The organism is Polynucleobacter sp. Nonnen-W13 (assembly GCF_018881735.1).
In the GTDB taxonomy this organism is placed as follows: Bacteria; Pseudomonadota; Gammaproteobacteria; order Burkholderiales; family Burkholderiaceae; genus Polynucleobacter.
The window spans coordinates 484,293-503,938 of the sequence record NZ_JACVPU010000001.1; the positions used below are offsets into that span (position 1 = coordinate 484,293).

General features: G+C 44.0%; 22 protein-coding genes. 11 read left to right on the forward strand and 11 right to left on the reverse strand.

Annotation, left to right across the window (positions count from 1 at the left end; genetic code table 11):
• Window positions 1-13 precede the first annotated feature (13 nt).
• The 7 genes from ICN27_RS02605 to ICN27_RS02635 all read left to right on the forward strand — a co-directional run bounded on the left by ICN27_RS02605 (window position 14) and on the right by ICN27_RS02635 (window position 5,091).
• The gene (locus tag ICN27_RS02605) at window positions 14-400 is read left to right on the forward strand and encodes a polymer-forming cytoskeletal protein (protein WP_215309397.1); all 387 of its coding nucleotides are present in this window, start codon (window positions 14-16) and stop codon (window positions 398-400) included.
• A 35-nt stretch (window positions 401-435) separates the two neighbouring features.
• Entirely contained in the window at window positions 436-1,338 is a 903-nt protein-coding gene (locus tag ICN27_RS02610; protein ID WP_215309399.1) for a ParA family protein, read from the forward strand.
• Between the two features lie 4 nt (window positions 1,339-1,342).
• Entirely contained in the window at window positions 1,343-1,684 is a 342-nt protein-coding gene (locus ICN27_RS02615; protein ID WP_216268882.1) for a hypothetical protein, read from the forward strand.
• A gap of 140 nt (window positions 1,685-1,824) precedes the next feature.
• Window positions 1,825-3,006 (forward strand): hypothetical protein, encoded by a 1,182-nt coding sequence (locus ICN27_RS02620; protein ID WP_216268883.1) that lies wholly within the window; start codon window positions 1,825-1,827, stop codon window positions 3,004-3,006.
• Between the two features lie 266 nt (window positions 3,007-3,272).
• The gene (locus tag ICN27_RS02625) at window positions 3,273-3,551 is read left to right on the forward strand and encodes a hypothetical protein (protein ID WP_215309403.1); all 279 of its coding nucleotides are present in this window, start codon (window positions 3,273-3,275) and stop codon (window positions 3,549-3,551) included.
• 380 nt (window positions 3,552-3,931) lie between these two features.
• Complete coding sequence (locus ICN27_RS02630; RefSeq protein WP_215309404.1) at window positions 3,932-4,117, forward strand: hypothetical protein; 186 nt, start codon at window positions 3,932-3,934, stop codon at window positions 4,115-4,117.
• Between the two features lie 383 nt (window positions 4,118-4,500).
• Window positions 4,501-5,091 (forward strand): hypothetical protein, encoded by a 591-nt coding sequence (locus tag ICN27_RS02635; RefSeq protein ID WP_216268884.1) that lies wholly within the window; start codon window positions 4,501-4,503, stop codon window positions 5,089-5,091.
• Window positions 5,092-5,146: 55 nt separating this feature from the next.
• On the opposite strand, the gene ahpF is transcribed toward ICN27_RS02635, so the two are convergent.
• Both ahpF and ahpC read right to left on the reverse strand, forming a co-directional pair.
• The gene (gene ahpF, locus ICN27_RS02640) at window positions 5,147-6,691 is read right to left on the reverse strand and encodes an alkyl hydroperoxide reductase subunit F (RefSeq protein ID WP_216268885.1); all 1,545 of its coding nucleotides are present in this window, start codon (window positions 6,689-6,691) and stop codon (window positions 5,147-5,149) included.
• Window positions 6,692-6,811: 120 nt separating this feature from the next.
• Window positions 6,812-7,375, reverse strand: coding sequence for an alkyl hydroperoxide reductase subunit C (ahpC, locus tag ICN27_RS02645; RefSeq protein WP_216268886.1), 564 nt, complete (start codon window positions 7,373-7,375; stop codon window positions 6,812-6,814).
• 145 nt (window positions 7,376-7,520) lie between these two features.
• Between ahpC and ICN27_RS02650 the strand changes: the two genes are divergently transcribed.
• Complete coding sequence (locus ICN27_RS02650) at window positions 7,521-8,129, forward strand: glutathione S-transferase (RefSeq protein WP_216269243.1); 609 nt, start codon at window positions 7,521-7,523, stop codon at window positions 8,127-8,129.
• A gap of 60 nt (window positions 8,130-8,189) precedes the next feature.
• Here ICN27_RS02650 and ICN27_RS02655 read toward each other — a convergent pair whose 3' ends face one another.
• Window positions 8,190-8,627, reverse strand: coding sequence for a rubrerythrin family protein (locus ICN27_RS02655; RefSeq protein ID WP_046329724.1), 438 nt, complete (start codon window positions 8,625-8,627; stop codon window positions 8,190-8,192).
• A 424-nt stretch (window positions 8,628-9,051) separates the two neighbouring features.
• Between ICN27_RS02655 and ICN27_RS02660 the strand changes: the two genes are divergently transcribed.
• Together ICN27_RS02660 and ICN27_RS02665 are read left to right on the forward strand one after the other, a co-directional pair.
• On the forward strand, window positions 9,052-10,389 hold the full coding sequence (locus tag ICN27_RS02660; protein WP_216268887.1) for a heterodisulfide reductase-related iron-sulfur binding cluster: 1,338 nt from the start codon (window positions 9,052-9,054) through the stop codon (window positions 10,387-10,389).
• Between the two features lie 27 nt (window positions 10,390-10,416).
• Window positions 10,417-11,001 (forward strand): DUF3501 family protein, encoded by a 585-nt coding sequence (locus tag ICN27_RS02665; protein WP_215309415.1) that lies wholly within the window; start codon window positions 10,417-10,419, stop codon window positions 10,999-11,001.
• 13 nt (window positions 11,002-11,014) lie between these two features.
• Here the strand turns inward: ICN27_RS02665 and ICN27_RS02670 are convergent, their stop codons facing one another.
• Window positions 11,015-11,941: a LysR substrate-binding domain-containing protein gene (locus ICN27_RS02670; protein ID WP_216268888.1), complete on the reverse strand. Its 927-nt coding sequence runs from the start codon at window positions 11,939-11,941 to the stop codon at window positions 11,015-11,017.
• Window positions 11,942-12,122: 181 nt separating this feature from the next.
• Here ICN27_RS02670 and senB point away from each other — a divergent pair, with 181 nt between their 5' ends.
• Window positions 12,123-13,064: a selenoneine biosynthesis selenosugar synthase SenB gene (senB, locus tag ICN27_RS02675; RefSeq protein ID WP_256441784.1), complete on the forward strand. Its 942-nt coding sequence runs from the start codon at window positions 12,123-12,125 to the stop codon at window positions 13,062-13,064.
• 12 nt (window positions 13,065-13,076) lie between these two features.
• Here the strand turns inward: senB and egtD are convergent, their stop codons facing one another.
• Genes egtD through ICN27_RS02710 form a run of 7 tightly spaced genes read right to left on the reverse strand, consistent with a single transcriptional unit; the run spans window position 13,077 to window position 19,643 of the window.
• Complete coding sequence (gene egtD / locus ICN27_RS02680; RefSeq protein ID WP_216268889.1) at window positions 13,077-14,006, reverse strand: L-histidine N(alpha)-methyltransferase; 930 nt, start codon at window positions 14,004-14,006, stop codon at window positions 13,077-13,079.
• 37 nt (window positions 14,007-14,043) lie between these two features.
• Window positions 14,044-14,850 (reverse strand): phosphonate ABC transporter, permease protein PhnE, encoded by an 807-nt coding sequence (gene phnE / locus ICN27_RS02685; RefSeq protein ID WP_216268890.1) that lies wholly within the window; start codon window positions 14,848-14,850, stop codon window positions 14,044-14,046.
• Window positions 14,847-15,674 (reverse strand): ABC transporter permease, encoded by an 828-nt coding sequence (locus ICN27_RS02690; protein ID WP_215309423.1) that lies wholly within the window; start codon window positions 15,672-15,674, stop codon window positions 14,847-14,849. The genes phnE and ICN27_RS02690 overlap by 4 nt, the downstream gene beginning before the upstream one ends.
• Window positions 15,674-16,453: an ATP-binding cassette domain-containing protein gene (locus ICN27_RS02695; protein ID WP_216268891.1), complete on the reverse strand. Its 780-nt coding sequence runs from the start codon at window positions 16,451-16,453 to the stop codon at window positions 15,674-15,676. The genes ICN27_RS02690 and ICN27_RS02695 overlap by 1 nt, the downstream gene beginning before the upstream one ends.
• Before the next feature lie 4 nt (window positions 16,454-16,457).
• Complete coding sequence (locus ICN27_RS02700) at window positions 16,458-17,324, reverse strand: putative selenate ABC transporter substrate-binding protein (protein WP_255535000.1); 867 nt, start codon at window positions 17,322-17,324, stop codon at window positions 16,458-16,460.
• A 60-nt stretch (window positions 17,325-17,384) separates the two neighbouring features.
• Entirely contained in the window at window positions 17,385-18,431 is a 1,047-nt protein-coding gene (gene selD, locus ICN27_RS02705) for a selenide, water dikinase SelD (protein ID WP_216268893.1), read from the reverse strand.
• A 60-nt stretch (window positions 18,432-18,491) separates the two neighbouring features.
• The gene (locus ICN27_RS02710) at window positions 18,492-19,643 is read right to left on the reverse strand and encodes an SUMF1/EgtB/PvdO family nonheme iron enzyme (RefSeq protein ID WP_216268894.1); all 1,152 of its coding nucleotides are present in this window, start codon (window positions 19,641-19,643) and stop codon (window positions 18,492-18,494) included.
• Window positions 19,644-19,646: the final 3 nt, after the last annotated feature.

Sequence of the window (19,646 nt, forward strand, 5' to 3'; positions counted from 1 at the left end):
AACTAATATTGCTTTGAAACAAAATACCGTAATACGCCTGCTTGATCCGTCTAAAGAAACCTTCGGCTCAATTATTGGATCTGATTTAGAAATTACTGGTAGTTTATTAGCAACAAAGTCCTTAAGAATCGATGGCACGATAGTTGGCGATATTAAAACGAAAGCGGGCGCAGATGTTTGTATTGCGCTTGGTAAAACGGGTTTAGTGCAAGGCAATATTTCTGGGGTGCGAGTGTTGGTTGCCGGTCGAGTAGAGGGCAATGTGCTTGCAACCGAAAGAGTGGAATTGCACAGTGGCGCAGATGTCCATGGAGATATTATTTATGCTCAAATTGGCATCGAACAAGGTGCACGTTTGAGTGGATTACTTTCTAAAATTATCAACGATGATGATAATTAGGGAGCTGGCATTGTTGGCAAAAAAGAGTAATTAACATGTATACCAATGGCACAATCAAAATTCTAGTGACCAACCAAAAGGGTGGTGTTGGTAAGAGCACGATTGCCGTTAATCTAGCAGCTTACCTCGCGATACAAGAAAACATCAAAGTATCCTTGATTGATATGGATCCTCAGGCGTCATCCTCTCGCTGGGCTAAGAAAGCGCCGGATATCGGCGTCCAAGTCCATTGCCTTGACGTCAATTATGAAAGTAGTGGGGCGGCTCTTCTTAGCGCTCGCTCGGGTGTTCGCAAGTATTCATCTGGAGTTGAGGTCTGTATTTGTGATCTCACTTGGACGCCGGCTATGTCTGAACAATTTATCTTAGATTTTGATATGGTTTTAGTGCCCAGCTCGAACTCTAAATTTGAAATGGCAAGTACTGAAATTTTTATTTTGAAATATGCGCAACAGTGCATGTCTCGTCTGGCAGTAAACAAACAATTTATCTTGGTCGTTCCTAGTAAAGTGGAAGAGGGCTACTCTTCTCATGCAACTTTTACTAACTTAGACTTTCTCATGAATTGTCACATCACACCGCCTGTCTATCGAACACCAGAAATTGACAGTTACGTGTATGAGGATTTTTTATGTGTTTGCCCTGATCAAAAAATTGCAGCGAATTTTTCTTCTTTTGGAAAGTATATTTCTAAAAAAATCATTGAACGCAACATTGTTAGAAAATCAATTTCGATCAGTGGCAACTCTTTAAATCGTGCGATCGTGAAAAAAGTGAGCGTCCTAGATGATTATCGTGAAAGAGCACGTGGCCTCAATTTTTACGGCGGCATTGCAAACACTCTACCTGTGCCGGAACTAAAAAATGAAGGCTCAACAGAATATCGCTCGAAAAAGGGAAGCTTGGTGCCCTCTTTCTTGAGAAGGGGTGGTAATTGAACTCATGACAGACGTGAAAGATCCCTACAGAAACGATGTATTTGAAGATGAGCATGGGCGTCGAGTTGCCGTAAAGCGACTCTATACTCCCAATGAGTTAGGCGTGAGCTATGTTGAGTATAAAAATTATGATGACTCTGCTTTGCGTTTTATGCCCAAAGAACAGTTTTTGGAAGTCTTCCACTGGGTCGATAACTTTGGCACAACAGATACTTTTGTCAGAATGGAAGAGACCGTAGAGGCTCCAAAACAGACTGCTAAGGAGCCAGATTCCTCGGCTAGCCCAAAGGAAGAGTCTGGCCAACAGCAGGCTGCGGATACCACTCCTCCTAAGCGTATATCTTAGCTTTGCTTTAGAGCTTTCGGCTTGGGCATAATGGTATTCGTTTGATCATACAGCGAGTAACCAAATAGATTAGCTGGTAGAAATTTTTTGGAGTCCTTGAGTCCAATATTTATTCTCTTTGCATTTATTAAGGAATTTTAGTGTCCGACAATCCAATATATTCTCGCTACTTGCAAATTGCTATGAAGGTGATTGCAGCTTTGTGCGGTCTTACCTTGTTATTCTCTGCAGCCCAAAGTCAAGTTATTGGATTGGATGGCGAAGGATTGCTGCAATTTTTCCTGAGTCAAATACAAAATCCAGTGCAATTTAAATTACTGGTGGGCCTCGCCTTTTTAGTTGCGGGGATTTTTTTTCCCATGCCCCAGAAAAGTAGCGCAAGATTATCTGGACCTAAAGATTTACAATCCAGCGCATACCGCTTGTATTTGGTTAATAAGTACAAGATAGAAAGAAATGCGGTCTTAAATCAATTGGTTTGCCGCGATACAGTCTTTGCAAGTCTGGAAGAGGCTTTATCCTATGCACATGGGCTAGAGTGCCCACCACAACATCCTAGCCATAAAGCTCCTACTTTGGATTCCTTAAAGGATAGTTTCCCTGAAACTAGTTCTGAATTAGCAAATGTTGCTAACACCGAATCACCTGAGAATGCTTCACTCACGGTCGGGCAAGAATCTAGAAATCCATTGCCTATCACCATGATGATAGGTTCCTTGCTGTATTTAATTATTCTAGGTGGTATGTTTTACGCCCTTTCTCAAAATATAGTTAGTACTGAGATTGTTGAGGTTTCTAAAGCCCCAGAAGTTCAGAGTCCTGTAGAGGCCAATTCTAGTAACCCTAACGCTAGTGCAGAAGCCCCTAGTAGTGATGCAGTTCCTGCCGAACTGACTGCTCAAACTGTAGCTATCAATGAGCGCTGGCTTGGGGTATGGGCATCAGAGGGCAGCACTCAAAAGCTGTCGATTACTTCTACTGCGGTGAAGTATGGCAACGATGAGTTTTTATGGGTTGGAGTTCGTCCAAAGGGCGTTGTAAAGTGCTGCCCAGCTTTTTATGAGGGGTCAACCAATAAGGCTGAGTTATTGACAAGAATGCAGGCTCAGCAAGCTTCGCCTGAAACCCCTACAATTGACTCTCAGAAGACTGCAGCCCTGGTGAATAACCTTGGCCAAGGTAATTTTAAAAAGATTGTATTGGCCGATCCATTTCTACGAAAATATTTCTTTATTTACGATCAGAATTATGTCTATCGTGTTGGTAGAGACGTAGGTGATAAATCGCCATTCATCTTTGAGCAATTTAAGAGGCAAGAGTGAGTGATATTGATAATTCAGCATCTAAAAAAGAAGATAAGCTTCATCCTATAGAGCACTTACGATTACTACGCGAGACTACTCCTCTACAAAAAGTCATTAATGAAATAGCTGGTCGTCAATGCATCTTTTTTTATAATACTTCTTGGGTTTTTGATTTTTCATTGAGTAACTCAGATCAGCCGTGGTCAGTTACCAAACAGGTTTATTTTCGCAACTCGCGAAGACACAAATGTTTAGCCTTTGCTTTGCCCTATCTAGTTATACAAATGAAGTTTTTAGACGAGCCTAAATATTTGCGCGCAGTCGTGACCTATGGCGAAGATGTTGCCACGATGATTGGCTTTATGAGTCAGTTTGTTAAGCAAGAAAAGGGTACTAAGGTATGGGCCGAAAAACCTGGCTTTGATTGGGAGCCGTGGAATATCTCTGCTTTGTTTAACCATCTCTTGAATGCCGATGGACGCTTTAATGAAATTGAGTTTTATCGCTATACCGATGCCTTTCATGTGAAATTAAAAGGTAGTTGGGAAATGATTAACGTCTAAGAGGTAGACCCTTGATTTTGATATACGTTTTCACGCAGACTATTTGGGTATAAGTAAGCCCGCTTGCACTACTTTTATTTATATTGAAGAGCCCAGAATGATAAAATTCTATATTTATCAACAAGTTCTAATGCTTTCCTTACCTATTTTTGAGAATCTTTTGATAGGCCAATGAAGTTACTCATTTATCTACTTGCAGAGTATTGTGGGGATGACAATCAGCTTTATTCCCATCAATAAAATAGATATAAATCAATTACTTGCAAAAGGATTTCATTAGGCGAGAAAATCACTTTGACTTGTGCAAATCACTTTATTTTGCTTGCGAGAGCGTCTAGGATGGAGCTATCAAGTTGACGCTTTTATAAGGAGATAAGGTCATGAACCAGTTCCAAGCGAAGAGTGATTTATCAGCAGTCTCAGCAACATTTATTAAATTAGAAATCGATGACTTGGTTAGGGATCGCTTGCTTTGGCAGGAGCAGATTGCAAGATCATTCAATCCCACGGAAATATTGCCCAATGTGATTCATCCACTTCAGGCCAATATTCTCAAGATACTCTGAGCTGGAAAAGCCCTTGAGGACATATATCGCCCCAGTTAGCTTTGCCTTATTAGTCATAGTAGCTGGTTTATACCTTTTTACCTATGAGACTAAGCCAACATCAGGCCCCCATAAATCTGAGGATGTTGCGATGGACTCTGACGCCAAAAAACATTTTTCCCTTATCGCTGAAAAATATGCTTCTGAAGCTTCTGAAGCATCCAGAGCCTCAAAGAACTAAGTCCATAGTAAGAAAGACCCTTACGTAGAGTCTTTACGAGTCCTCAGGACTCTATTTTGCAAATAAAGAGCCCACATAGTTACAAGTGAGTTAGCTTATTGGGAACTTATCTGACCCAGTCTTCACCGCTTGTCAATATTTAATATCTCAGGCGTAGTAAGCTATGCTCTTATTGTTATTAAATGAAGTGAAATTTATGACTGAATTGGATTGGGATCATTGGATTGCTAAGCAATATGTTTATACATGGCAAGCAGCTGCTTTAGTGCTTGGATTAAACCCTCGCCAAATTAAATTTCCAAGAAGAGATTCTGCTGGAGAGCTCCATTTCGATCGGGAAAATTTTGAAGGCCTCTTTTCTGATTTCAAGCTTAAGCTAGATTTATTGATCGAGCATGCCTGGATGCAAAACTTTTCCGCTCAGAACATGCGGGTCGACTTAAAGCGATTTTTGTATTGGGCTCACAATGTTGTCAAGTGGGACATGCCACAAAAGCTATTGTCCTTTGCTAAAGAAATTAATCTGCAAGATTTGGATGAGAGCGCGGATGATAAAGCGAGCATTTTGTTAGATGAGCGCGCTTCCTTGCAATTGATTTGGGCATTAAGAACGATGCTGAAGGATCATCAGTTTGGCAAAACTGATCGGGAGCTCATTTATTATTTGGCTAAACAATATCCAGATCAAGCGGCTTTTAAGCGCCTCGCTTTAGAAATGAAGCTTGCTGAGGCACAGGTAGCTGCTGAGGGTTAGATGATTTGCGTTCAGAATCGCCCAGATCTGATGCAGGTCTGGGCGAGCTCACTGTTTATGAGCGAATTAAATAATCAAATGCTGAAAGTGAAGCCTTTGCCCCTTCACCCATGGCGATAATAATTTGCTTATAGGGAACAGTGGTGCAGTCACCGGCTGCAAATACACCGGGCATGGAAGTCTCCCCTTTTTGATCGATAATCACTTCGCCTCTAGGAGAAAGGTCAATCACACCTTTAAGCCAATCGGTATTGGGTAGTAAGCCAATCTGAACAAAGATTCCTTCCAGTGCCACATCATGCATCTGATGATTAGCGCGATCTTCATAGCGCAAGGTAGTTACCTTACCGTCAGCACCCAACACTTCCTTACTTAAGGCATTGGTAATTACCGTCACGTTGGGCATGCTAAACATTTTTTTCTGCAGTACGGCATCGGCACGCAACTTAGTATCAAACTCAACTAGGGTGACATGACTCACAATACCCGCTAAATCAATAGCAGCCTCTACTCCAGAATTGCCACCGCCAATAACTGCGACACGTTTACCTTTGTATAAAGGGCCGTCACAGTGAGGGCAGTAAGCAACGCCTTTACCTCGGTACTCTTGCTCGCCTGGTACATTCATTTCACGCCAACGTGCGCCCGTACTCAGGATGACTGTTTTACTCTTCAGTACGCCACCATTTTCTAAGGTAATCGTAATTTCACCACCAGTCTTGCTTAAGCTCTTAGCGGTTTGTAGATTCATCACATCCACCTCGTACTCTTTGACGTGCTGCTCAAGGGCTGTGACTAATTTAGGGCCTTCAGTTTCTTTAACGGAGATGAAGTTTTCAATACCTACGGTATCAGCAACTTGTCCGCCAAAGCGTTGAGCCACAATACCAGTCCTGATTCCCTTGCGGGCAGAATAAATTGCAGCCGAAGCACCTGCTGGACCACCACCAATGATCAGGGAGTCGTAGGCAGCTTTAGCACTTAATTTTTCAGCATCACGTGCTGAGGTATTGGTATCCAATTTAGCGGCAATTTCTTCCACGCTCATGCGGCCTTGACCAAAGACTTCGCCGTTCAGAATGACTGTAGGTACTGCCATGATTTGGTATTGATCCACCAAACCCTGAAAGAGTGCGCCATCAATCATTTCATGTTCGATGTTTGGATTCAGTGCTGCCATGAGGTTCAGGGCTTGCACTACGTCTGGGCAGTTGTGGCATGACAAAGAGATGAAAGTCTGAAAGCGCTTCTTACCTTCTAGGCCTTTGATGCTCTCAATCACGTCTTGCTGAACCTTTGGTGGATAACCACTAGCTTGCAAAATAGCCAAAATGAAAGAAGTCATCTCATGACCCATTGGTAAGCCTGAGAACGCAATGCGAGCTACTTCATCTGCCTTGCCTACGGTAAAGCTAGGAATATTTTTACTGCTACCTGAAGTCTTTACGGTGATCTTGGTAGATTGCTCGGCAACCTCATTCAGTAGTTCCAACATCTGAGCTGATTGAGTGCTGTCATCTAAAGTGGCCTCAAGAACAATGGGGCTCTCTATTTTTTCAAAATAGGCTTTGAGTTGGGCTTTGATATTACTGTCTAACATGCTGTATTCCTTGGTATTAAGTCTTGATGAGTCTATTGGGCAAGAATTTTTTTTCTCATCCTGCCCAATAGACTCTCCGAAGAGAGTCTATTGATTGCTAATTACTTCTAACCTTGATCCTCAGATCTTGCCTACGAGGTCCAAAGATGGAGTCAATGTTGCTGCGCCTTCTTTCCACTTAGCTGGGCATACTTCGCCTGGGTGAGCGGCTGTGTACTGAGCAGCCTTGAGCTTGCGTAATGTCTCAGAGATATCGCGAGCGATTTCATTTGAGTGAATTTCAGCTGTCTTGATAACGCCCTCTGGATTGATGATGAATGTGCCACGCAGTGCGAGACCCTCTTCCTCGATATGCACTCCAAAACCACGTGTCAATGTATGTGTTGGATCGCCAACCAATGGGAACTTCGCCTTGCCTACTGCAGGTGAAGTCTCGTGCCATACTTTGTGTGAGAAATGAGTATCCGTAGTAACGATGTAGACCTCTGCACCCATCTTCTGGAATTCAGCATAGTTATCAGCCGCATCTTCAATTTCTGTTGGGCAGTTGAATGTGAATGCTGCAGGCATAAAGATCAATACTGACCATTTACCTTTGAGGGACTCATCGGAAACAGTGACGAACTTACCGTTGTGGAAAGCTTGGGTTTTGAATGGAATTACTGCTGTGTTGATTAATGACATGGGGTTTTCCTGTTAAAAATAAATGAGTTAATGCACAACAGGAGTCATTCTGAAGCAGAATGCTATATTTGTATAACAAATAATAATGATATAAATGATCGTTTTTTTAGATCAATCAATTGAGCGCTGGCTTGATAATGACGCGATGAGATCAATTTTGTACTCTTACCGCAGATGCCCTTATGCAATGAGGGCCCGTATGGCTTTGAAATATGCCGGTATTGAATATGAGCACCGGGAGATTGTCTTGCGTGATAAACCACAATCCATGTTGCGGGTATCGCCCAAAGGCACTGTTCCAGTTTTGTGTGTTGATGAGCTGATTTTGGATCAGAGTCTGGATATCATGCGCTGGGCCTTACATAGATCTGATCCAGATGGTTGGTTGAATGTTGATCAAATCATCTCGATAGAGTGGCTCGAGAAAAATGATGGCCCATTTAAAACTCTTTTAGATCAATACAAATATCCTGAGAGATATCCCCATCTCAATCGAGAAGCGATTTTGAATGCCGCAATAGAGTTGATGATCAGGCCAATGGAGGCCGCGCTGAAATTGAATACTTATCTAATGGGTAATAAGTTATCTTGGGTAGACGTAGCTATCTTTCCGTTTATTCGGCAATTTTCAATGTCTGATCAAAAAAGCTTTGAGGGGTTGCCGCTCCCCAATATTCAGAATTGGCTTGGTGAACTGATTGAATCCGAATTGTTTAATTCGGTAATGCACAAGCATCCAGCCTGGATTGATTAAGCCTGAAAAAAAGCCCCCAAATTTTCATTCAGGGGCTTTCAAATTAAATAACTTGGCTAATTAAGCGTTTGCCAAATGGGCTTCTAAAGTCTTAGTGAACTTGTTAGCGTGGCTACGCTCAGCCTTAGCTAATGTTTCAAACCAGTCAGCGATTTCGTCAAAGCCTTCATCGCGTGCTGTCTTAGCCATACCTGGGTACATATCTGTGTACTCATGTGTTTCTCCCGCGATAGCTGCTTGCAATGCTTCAGCAACTGTCTTAGCTGGCATACCAGTACCTGGCTCGCCTGCGCCGCCTTCGATCAAGTATTCCATGTGACCATGGGCATGACCTGTTTCACCTTCAGCTGTTGAGCGGAAAACTGCTGCAACATCGTTTGCACCAGCGATATCAGCTTGGTTCGCGAAATACAAATAACGACGGTTTGCTTGTGATTCTCCAGCAAATGCTTCTTTCAAAGACTGCTCAGTCTTTGTACCTTTTACAGTTTTAGCCATGATTGACTCCTAAAAACGGTTAGTTGAAATTGGGTGATTTGCTAAGTTACTAGCTCTATAAGGTTCACCTGCCGATGATTATGAACAAATCTGCGGATTTGAATGATCATATTTTTGTATGGACTTGATAGTTAAAAACAACTGATAAGTAAATATCAATTAATAAAATATAAGGGTAAATGGTGCCGCTTTTAGGGCCTTTTGTCGTCAAATAACTCCAATAGAGAGCTGATTTGAGTAAATGTTAGTGTCTACTACCTCTTATTTATGAATTCAAAGGGCAACTAAGAGGATTGAATCAAGCTAATTAGGTATTTTCTATGAAGATTGTTAATTAATACAATTTCACTATCGACTGGTGGAGCTCTAAACTTAGCCCTACAAAATTAATGCATTGCATACGTTCAAATAGTAGAGGACATACATGACAACTCGCGAAGGTAGTTTAGAAGCCCCAACCAGACATCCTTTGGATTGGCAAAACCCCAAGTTTTACGATAAAGCCGATCTAGAAGCTGAGATGGAGCGTGTCTTCGATCTTTGTCACGGTTGCCGTCGCTGTGTCAGTCTTTGTGGGTCATTTCCAGCCCTTTTTGATTTGGTGGATGCCACTGAAGATTTGGAGATGGAGCAGGTTGATAAGGCCGATTACCAAAAGGTAGTTGACCAATGCTACCTGTGCGATGTTTGCTACATGACCAAATGTCCTTATGTTCCTCCACACCCTTGGAATATTGATTTTCCTCACTTAATGCTTCGTGCAAAGGCAGTGAATTTCAAGGACGACAAAGCGACTTTCCGCGACAAATTACTTTCCTCTACAGATAAGCTTGGCCACTTTGCTGGTATTCCGATTGTTACTCAAGCAGTCAATGCTGTGAATAGCACTGGGCTTGCCCGTTTGGTGATGGAGGGCGCCTTAGGAGTAGATAAGAATGCTTGGATTCCTGAATACGCACCTAAGACATTCCCACAACTGGCTGAGAAATCTGAAAATCTGCCAGTAGTGGATGGCGTCAAGACGCCTGGAAAAGTCGCTATCTATGCTACCTGCTATATCAATTACAACGAGCCAGGCATAGGGCAAGATCTCATCAAGATTCTGAAACACAATGCTATTCCGTATGAGCTTGTGGATAAAGAAGCTTGTTGTGGCATGCCTAAGCTCGAGCTGGGTGATTTAGAGTCTGTTGCGCAGAATAAGGAAAAAAATATTCCAAAGTTGGCTAAGTTGGCACGTGAAGGTTATGCCATATTGACGCCAATCCCATCATGTACTTTGATGTTTAAGCAAGAGTTGCCACTCATGTTCCCTGATTGTGCTGATACGCAATTGGTGAAAGAAGCGATGTGGGATCCCTTTGAATACTTTATGGCGCGAAATTCGGATAGCCTCTTGAGGAAAGATTTCAGTAAAGAGCTCGGGAATGTGAGTTATCACATGGCCTGCCATTCACGGGTTCAAAACGTAGGTCAAAAGACTGCGGAAACTCTAAAGCTAGTACCTGGTACTGAAGTGAATGTTGTGGAGCGTTGCTCAGGACATTCCGGTACCTGGGGTGTGAAGAAAGAGTTTCATGAAATGGCAATGAAAATTGGTAAGCCTGTATTCAGAAGAATGGCTGAAGAAGAGCCAAACTATATTAGCTCTGACTGTCAGCTAGCGGGTCATCATATTGAGCAGGGCATGGAAGAGTTGGGTTTACCTAAGTCCGAGATGGCTCACCCATTGACCTTACTTGCAAAAGCATATGGTCTTTAATTTATATAAATAAAGGAAGATAGCAGTATGGGAATCATTACACGCGATAGTCTTTTAAGTCTTGAGACTTACCACAAAGAACGTCCCGTTTTTCGTGAAAAAGCGATTAAAGAACGTCGCCTTCGTACTGTTCATCTTGGAGATCACGTAACACTGATTTTTGAGAATGAGTTTTTAATGCGCTATCAAATTCAAGAGATGCTGCGTGTAGAAAAAACATTTGAAGAGAGCGGTATCGAGGATGAGTTGAACGCGTACAACCCCTTGGTGCCTAGTGGTTCGGATTTCAAGGCCACTATGATGATTGAGTATCCCAATGAAGCAGATCGTAAAGTTGCGCTTGCGAAGTTAGTGGGCATAGAGCACAAGATCTTTATTGAGGTCGAAGGTCAGCCACGTGTCTATGCAATTGCTGACGAAGACTTGGAACGCTCTACTGCCGAGAAAACATCTGCAGTGCATTTCATGCGCTTTGATCTCACAGCGGATATGAAGATGGCTCTAAAGGCTGGCGCTCAGATGATGGTTGGTTGTGATCACAAGGGCTATCCAATGCATGTACAAACTCTCCCTTCAGAAACATTGGCTTCGCTCGTTTCTGATTTGAGTTAAAGCAAGCTAGATCTTAAAGATATTGAACGCCAGGTAGGGCGCATTGACGAATTACTTCGGCTAATTCATTCATTGCAGCAGCGCGTGGAAAGTTTTTCCGCCAGACGAGACAAACTCGTCTGGTAGGAATGGGGTCCTCAAATGGAATATAGCGAATGAGCTGATCAGAAGATACATTATCAAAAGCGGACGTTCTAGGCAGTACTGAAATACCAATGCCACTGGCTACCATCTGTCGAATAGTTTCTAGAGATGAGCCCTCAAAACTACGTTGTTCCCCAATCGTTGTTCCAGAGCCTAAACGATTCAACTCTGGGCAGACACCAAGTACATGGTCTCGAAAACAGTGCCCAGTACCTAGTAACAAAGTATTTTGCTCTTTCAGCTCTCGATGCGGAATTGATGTTCTATTTTCCCAAGGATGACCTTTAGGCACTGCTACTAAAAAAGGTTCATCATACAATTCAATTTGATTGAGTCCAGTGCTTGCGAAGGGATCTGCAATCACTATGCAATCTAAGGCCCCTTGACGTAAGACTTCAAGAAGCCGAACGGTAAAGTTTTCCTCTAAAAATAAAGGAGCATGTGGCAGGCGCTCTCGTGCAACCCGCACTAAGCTGGGCAATAAGTAAGGTGCAATGGTGTAGATCGCACCAAGCCTGAGTGGGCCAGATAGAGGGTCTTGCCCATGCTTTGCTAAGTGCTTTAAGGAATTGGCTTCTTCAAGCACTCTTTGAGCCTGATCCACAATCAGTGAGCCTAGGCTAGTCATTGCAACCTCAGTATTGGTACGCTCAAAGATTTGGGTATTGAGTTCTTCCTCCAGCTTTCTAATGGCTACTGATAGGGTAGGCTGAGATACAAAGCAGGCATCTGCCGCTCTTCCAAAGTGGCGTTCACGTGCAACTGCGACGATATAGCGAAGTTCAGTAAGAGTCATTTACGTCCTAGGGCTAGTAATAGGCATAGCGGAATATGTTTAACTATAGTGTATTTGTAGGCAATTAAATCAGCAGGGATTACCAGCGGGGTATCTTAACTGACATAGTAAATCTCCATTACCATTAGAAATATAAAAAACTGTACTTTTTGATAGGTTCAACATCAAACTCTATATTGAAATCGTAACGCCGGCACCACAAGGGAGTCTGCACGGAAACCGGATCACGGCGCTACGCTGGCAGAATTTCTTGGAGAAACTTGGCTATGCGGTTGTAGTGAGTGAATCCCTGTCAGGTGAAGATCCCGCCATGCTGATAGCGCTGCATGCCTATCGAAGCTATGCATCCATCATGGCGTTTCATACGCAGCACCCTGATCGACCTATTGTCTTGGTTTTGACGGGTACTGATTTGTATCGAGACATGGCAGTCCATGGTGAGGTTCTTCACTCAATGGAGGTGGCAGACCAACTGATTGTCTTGCAGTCCTCAGCCTTAGATTCTATTCCAGCGCATCTACGTCATAAAGCTCGAGTGATTTATCAGTCAGTTCAGCTTGATACCCCCGATGCAGTGAAGAGCACGAGTTTCCTAGTAATAGTGATTGGCCACCTGAGGGAGGAGAAGGATCCTTTTTGTATCGCCCGTAGTCTTCCCTTGATGCCCCTAAATTCTCAGATCAAGGTTTTGCATTTAGGTATGGCTATGAATAAGCAAATGGAGCGTACTGCTAAGGTGTATAGCGAAACTCTAAAGCGTTACCAATGGGTTGGCGAGGTAAGCCATGCCGATACATTAAAGGCACTCTCCCAGAGCCGCCTGATGGTGATTTCCAGTCGGATGGAGGGCGGCGCTCATGTAGTTTCAGAGGCAATAGCATTGGGCGTTCCAGTGATCGCTTCGGACATTCCTGGGAATCGAGGCTTGCTTGGAGATGACTATCTTGGCTACTATCCCGTGGGTGATGAGCTTGAACTTGCAGCCCTACTATATCGCGCTGAAACTATGCCCGATTTTTATTCTGCGCTGAAAAAACAGATTGATACTCGTAAAGATCTGGTGAGCCCTGATCGAGAGATGCAATCTATTCAGGGGTTGATGATGCAGTTGCTTAAGGATTGAATAAAGACTCTATTAGACTTTTGCAAAACAAACTAAAAAGTACTTATTTGGATCGGTCCAGCATTGGATGTCAGCAAACCCAGCGTGACGAAGTTTTTCTACAAAATGTTCCTGGGTGTATTTATAGCTATTTTCGGTATGAATTAAATCACCTACACCAAAAGAAATAATATGATCCTGACTTCCATTGCCCGGCAGAATTACCCGCACATCAGAGCGTGCTCGTAGGTGCATTTCAATACGGGACAGTGAGGTATTAAAAAAGGCATAGTGCTCCCAATCCTGAAGCTGAAAATTGCTACCAATGAGTCGATTGACGTTTAGTAGGGCATTCAAATTAAATGCGGCAGTGACTCCCAAGGGGTCGTTGTAGGCAAGGTGCAGAGTTTCGGTATCTTTGACTAGATCGACCCCAATTAAAAGTCCGCCATTCCCATGGCACTCATGAGCCAGATTCATAAAAAACTGATCCGCTTTTTCAGGATTAAAGTTACCAATTGAAGAGCCCGGATAGAAAAATACTTTACGAAGTGCTTGAAGATCAGGAAAGGCTAGCGGCAAGCTAAGATCGATCGCATGAGCTGACATCTCAATCTGAGGAAACTGCTTCTGTAGATCGGCAACGGCGGCCTCTACATATTCTTTTGAAATATCAAGCGCTCTATATTGTTTTGGCGCAATACTATCAAAAAGTTGGCTTCCTTTGGCGCAATTACCGGCGCCCAGATCAATTAAAACATCACAATGAGCTACGGCATCAGCAATACCACGCTGATAGGTATCCATAATCCATTTCTCTGTTCGAGTTGGATAGTATTCATCAAGAAGCGTAATGACATCAAACAGGTGCGAGCCGATATCATCATAAAAAAACTTTGGCGATATCGATGGTGTATCGGCAGTTAGGCTTTGAAGTAATTCTTCAGTCAATATGTGTTTCATTCGCTTGATTATCTATGAGGATGAATGAGCGGACGCCTTAACCCTGGTTATGCATCTGAATTCGACGTAGTTTGTTGCTTACAAAGTCTACGAAGATAACCAAGACTAGCATTGCCATGATGACGGTTGATGCCTGTGCCTCTCGCAGTAAGGAGAGTTCGTAGTACAACATCTGTCCCAGTCCACCTGCACCTACAAAGCCCAATATCGTTGCCATGCGGATGTTCATTTCCCAGCGATACAGACTGTATGAAAGTAATTGAGGTGCGATTCCGGGGAGCGTGCCATACAAGAAGCTAGTCACTCTTCCCGAGCCGTTCAGCATCAGAGCATTACTAGAGACTGTAGGATGATTTTCTAAGCTTTCACCAAACAGTCTTCCCAAAACTCCGGTAGTGTGCAGCATTAAAGCTAGGGTTCCTGCAAATGGCCCAAGGCCAACAGCCAGAACCATGAGAGCCGCCCAAACTAATTCCGGGACGGATCGTAAGAAGTTACAAATAAAGCGAGTGATCCCTTTTGCAGTCGGACCAAATCTGCCTGATACTGGCAGTGAAAGTCCGAGACTGAAAATAGCTGCAATGAGGGTTGCTAGAGCGGAAATCGCGAGCGTTTGTAAAACACCATGCCAAATTTTATCTAAAAAATCTGGACTCAAATCTGGTGGAAAAAATCGCCCAATAAACTCTGCAATATTTTTCAATGCTTCAAGTGTGAAGAGATTGGCTGGATTTAGTGCAAGGTAGATAAAGCTAGCAATCGTTAATCCAAATACGATCAAGAGCGTTAACAGGCACTTGAGACAAAATTGACGAGCAGGTTGAATATTTATTGGAGTGCTCATGCCAATTGTTTCCGAATGATCAAGCTGATGTAGTCAGCGAGTAACACAAGCCCCAAGAAAACTACCAGGATAGTTGACACCTCTCCGCCATTGAGCATTTTCATGGACTGATCCATCAATTGACCTAATCCGCCTGCACCCACAAAGCCCATCACCACAGAGGCTCTTACGGCACACTCCCATCGATAAACTGTATAGGATGCAAGCTCTTGCGCTGAACCTGGTAATAAGCCATATAGAAATGCCGCTATTCGATTGCTACCAGACAAAATGAGTGCGCGAGCTGGAAGAGTATTGCCAGACTCCAAAATTTCTGAATAGACTTTAGCGAGCATGCCACCATAAGTAATGGCGATGGCTAAAACACCTGCAATAGCACCTAGGCCGAATACTCTCACCAATAAGAGCGCCCACACAATCTCTGGGATGCCGCGCAACACCAGCATGAGCGAGCGCGCAAGAAGCCGAATAGATTGAGCAAACTGATGGTCAGATGTAGGGCCAATTCTTGAAATCGAGAGGCTATAAGAAATGATGAGGCCAAGCGGTACCGCAATTACCATTGCCAAGGCAATTCCGGCGGTAGCCATGGCTAAAGTTTCTACAGTAGCTTTGATTACGAGCGATAAAAATGTTGCTTCAATATTGGGTGGAAAAAACTGCACTAAAAAATCACCCATGACTTGGATATTATTTGGGTCGATTAAAAGCTTGGGCTCAAATTGGGTAAGCTGTAGCATCGGCCAAAGAATGGCGATGGCAAGCAGTAGACCCATGAAACGATAGGGTGTTGCGGGGTCCCTTGAAATAATGGATGTTTGCATTAGGAGGCAGTACTGCTGGCTTGAATTGGAAGTCCTCCAAGCTCAGATGCATATAACTCTCTTAAGATGTGTTCGCTGACTTCGCTTGAGGGCAGATCAAAAATCATTTGACCATCTCGAATGCCAATAATGCGTGGAAACCATCGTAAGGCAATATCGACTGCATGAAGGCTGGCGACAAGAGTAGCATTGCGCTTTTTTGCCTCTTCAATCAGTACGCCAATCGTCAGATCTGAGAGAACTGGATCCATGGCGGATACTGGCTCATCGGCTAGGATAAGCTGGGGTGCTTGATACATTACTCTGGCAACCCCAACCCGCTGCAGCTGACCGCCCGAAAGACAGTCGCAACGATCAAATAACTTATCAGTTAGATCTAGGCGTTCCAAACACGATTGCGGGCCAGCAATGTCTACTGGGTACACCAATGACAGAATCGATTTCCAGAGCGGCCACTGTCCCAATCGCCCAGCCAGAATGGCAGTGATCACTCTTTGTCTTAGTGGTATCGGGGGCGCCTGATGCACTAAGCCAATCTTAGAGCGTAAGCGCTTGAGAGATAACTTAGAGAGTTTCCAGGGATTCTCTCCAAGTACAATAGCGGTCCCAAGTGAGGGCTTCAGGGCAGTGGCTAAGATATTTAAGAGTGTTGTCTTGCCAGACCCCGATGGGCCAATCACAGCGATACACTCGCCAGCCTGCGCCGCTAATGAAATTTGACTGAGCGCCGGCGTTCCGTTGCTGTGCTCAAAGCTCAGCTGCTGTAAGAAAAACCCCACGAGACTACTTAATTAATCCAGCAGAGCGAGCTGCTTTTTCGATGTCATCGTAGTTCGACGATTTAGTCGTGACATACTTACTTGCACGCTGAAGATCCATGATTTCTTTGTAGTTCGGATTACTAGCATCTAACTTTAAAAATGCGTCGGTAATTTTCTTTACTGTTACTGGGTCAAGATCTCCGCGAACAGTCCAGTTGTAATCAAAGTAGGGTGGCGTTGTGGAGAGTACTTTTGACTTTAGCGCATTGGGATTTTTTGCCTCATTGAGCTTAACCCAAACTGATGCATTGAGCGCGCCAACATCTGCCTTCCCGCTTGCTACGAAGGCGACAGTCGCATCATGCGCACCTGAAAAAGCAATGTTTTTAAAGTCCTTGTCTGGATTTATGCCAGCTTGCATCAGGAAATAGCGTGGCATGAGGTGTCCGGATGTTGAGGACGGTGAGCCAAATGCCATGGTCTTACCCTTGAGTTCGCTTAATGACTTTAATGAGCTATCAGCCGGAACAATGAAAACACTGGTGAATTTCTCATCTTCCACTCGTTGAATAATTGGGTTAGCTGTGCCATTTCTTCTAATTTTGGTTTGAACGTAAGTAAAGCCACCCAACCAAGCCATATCAATCTTTTTGGTCGCCAAGGCCTCCACAACTGCCGCGTAGTCAGTCACCGGCGTGAACTCCACTTTCATGCCAGTTTCTTTTGAAAGATACTCGCCTAGAGGTTTGAATTTGCGTTGCAACTCTGTTGGCGATTCATCTGGAATTGCGGATATCCGCAACACCTCTTGTGCTAGGGCGGGAGTGCTTACGCTAGCAGCAATGCCAAAAGCAAGTAATGCTCCAAGGAGGTGCTTCAGTGTCTTCATTTTGATTGATTTCATAAAATATCTCTTTATATAGGTAATCACAAATTGCGGGGTACAGATTTAGTTAACAGACAAGCCTGTGCCAGCTACAAACTGTCCGATTTTCTGAGCGCTAGCAAAGCCGCCCAAATTAAGTATTGAGAGCACTTCAGCTTCTTGCTCTGGTGCGCAAGAAATCAGCAGGCCACCACTGGTTTGGGGGTCAGTAAGAACATTTTGTTGCCAGAGCCCCAGATTGCTTGCGAGTTGAATTTCATTGCCATAGCCAGCCCAATTTCGAGTAGAGGCACCGGTAAAAATATCTGCCTTAACGTGCTCAATTGCTTCCTGCACAACCGGAATAGCATCCCAGTGGACCTGTGCCATTAAATGAGATCCTCTCGCCATCTCTAGTAAATGCCCTGCCAAGCCAAAGCCCGTAACATCGGTTAAGGCATGTACGCCATCTAGCTGGGAGAGTGCAACACCAGGCTTGTTCAGCTTAGTGGTGAGAGCAATCATCTCTTTATAGCCTGCATCAGAGAGAACTTCTTTCTTGAGTGCTGCAGAAAGAATGCCTACACCCAACGGCTTGCTGAGGATGATGCTATCTCCCGCTTGAGCACCACTGTTACGTTTCAATTTTTTTGGGTCAACGATTCCAATGGCAACGAGGCCATAAATTGGCTCAACAGTATCAATCGAGTGACCACCGGCAATCATAATGCCGGCATCATTACAAACCGATTCGCCACCAGCAGTCACTTGCTGGATAACTTCTAAAGGCAATACTTGAATTGGCATACCCAATAGTGCCAGTGCGAAAAGAGGTTGAGCACCCATGGCGTAAATATCTGAAATAGCATTAGTGGCAGCAATGCGACCAAACTCAAATGGATCGTCCACGATTGGCATAAAGAAATCCGTCGTCGCAACGATCGCCTGATTTTCATTAATTTGATAAACGGCAGCGTCTTCGTTGTTATCAGAACCTGCTAATAAGGCAGCAGGTAAATTGCGCATCGGTGAAGCCTTGAGGATGTCACTTAAGACACCAGGTGCAATCTTGCAGCCACAGCCTCCACCATGAGATAAAGAGGTAAGGCGACCGTTATAGGGGGTAGTCATAAAGTATTGCCAATTCAAATTAAAAGTAGTGGTTACCGCAACATCAAGAGCTTACTCAATTTAGAGTAAACACGTACGAAAGCCGCAAAAATGATCACTTCTATGAGCTTGATAAAAGTTACGAAATGCCACTCTTTTTAGGCGATCGGGGGTAAATAGACTACCACCCTTGAGCACCTGATAGCTGCCATCGAACCAGGGCTGTGAATAGTCGATATAGGGATCGGCGGTAAATCCAGGGAAGGGGGTAAAAGTGCTGCTAGTCCACTCCCATAAATTAGAGGATTGCCAGACTCCCTGCTTTTGTGACATTAGTAGACTAAGTTCATGTTCGTTAGGCAAACGCACTTGATGATATTCACAAAAACGCTGAGCATCTAGGTAGCTGATGTGGCGTAGAGCGGATGCGCTACTTAAGGGCAGCCATTCATTAAAAATTCGCTCTAGCCAAATATCCCCTTCCTTTTTCCAGTGAGAGGGTGGCGCTACAGGCATGGACTGGCCAAGATTGCTTGGTGATTGCAGAAACTCTAGGTATTCGCCATTGGTGACGGGCGTGCTTGCAATATCAAATGCAGGGAGATCATTAGAGTGTGCCCACTTTTCATTATCAAAGATAAAGCCGGAGCCCTGCTCAGAACCAGCTTGCATCGTTGATTTTGGAAAATGAATCCAGTCTCGCGCTTTAGCCTCAAACTTACTCGTACTAGTGAAGGGAGTAAAGGGTATAGAGCGCCCCATGGTCTGCCACATATAGGCAAATGCCTCATTGTGCATATCCTGATGCAAGATCGCTAGCTGGATAAAGTAAGCAGCTTTATTGTCGATTGGTGTGCGTAGCAAATCTTGAGTACTGCTAACGACGCTGTAGTTGTATTCCAGTAGATTATCTAGAGATGGCATTGGAGTGGACCAACGATCTTGATGTGCCATCTCTGAAGAATTAAATAAGTAGTCAGCGTTCTTCATGAATGATGGCTTACTCTCTTGGCCATCGCGATGAACCCAGAATTCATGAAACCAAGTTAGGTGACCCAATTCCCACAGCGGGGGATTCAGAATATTGAGCTGAGGAACTATCTGATCCGCTGCCGAAATATGGCCCAGAATTTGACGGGTGATACGGTTGCTTTCCTCTAGCCACTGTGCCAAGGTTGACGCAGGCGGATGCGGAGCATAAAGAAGGTAGTCCTGGCTTAAAGATTCAGACATACA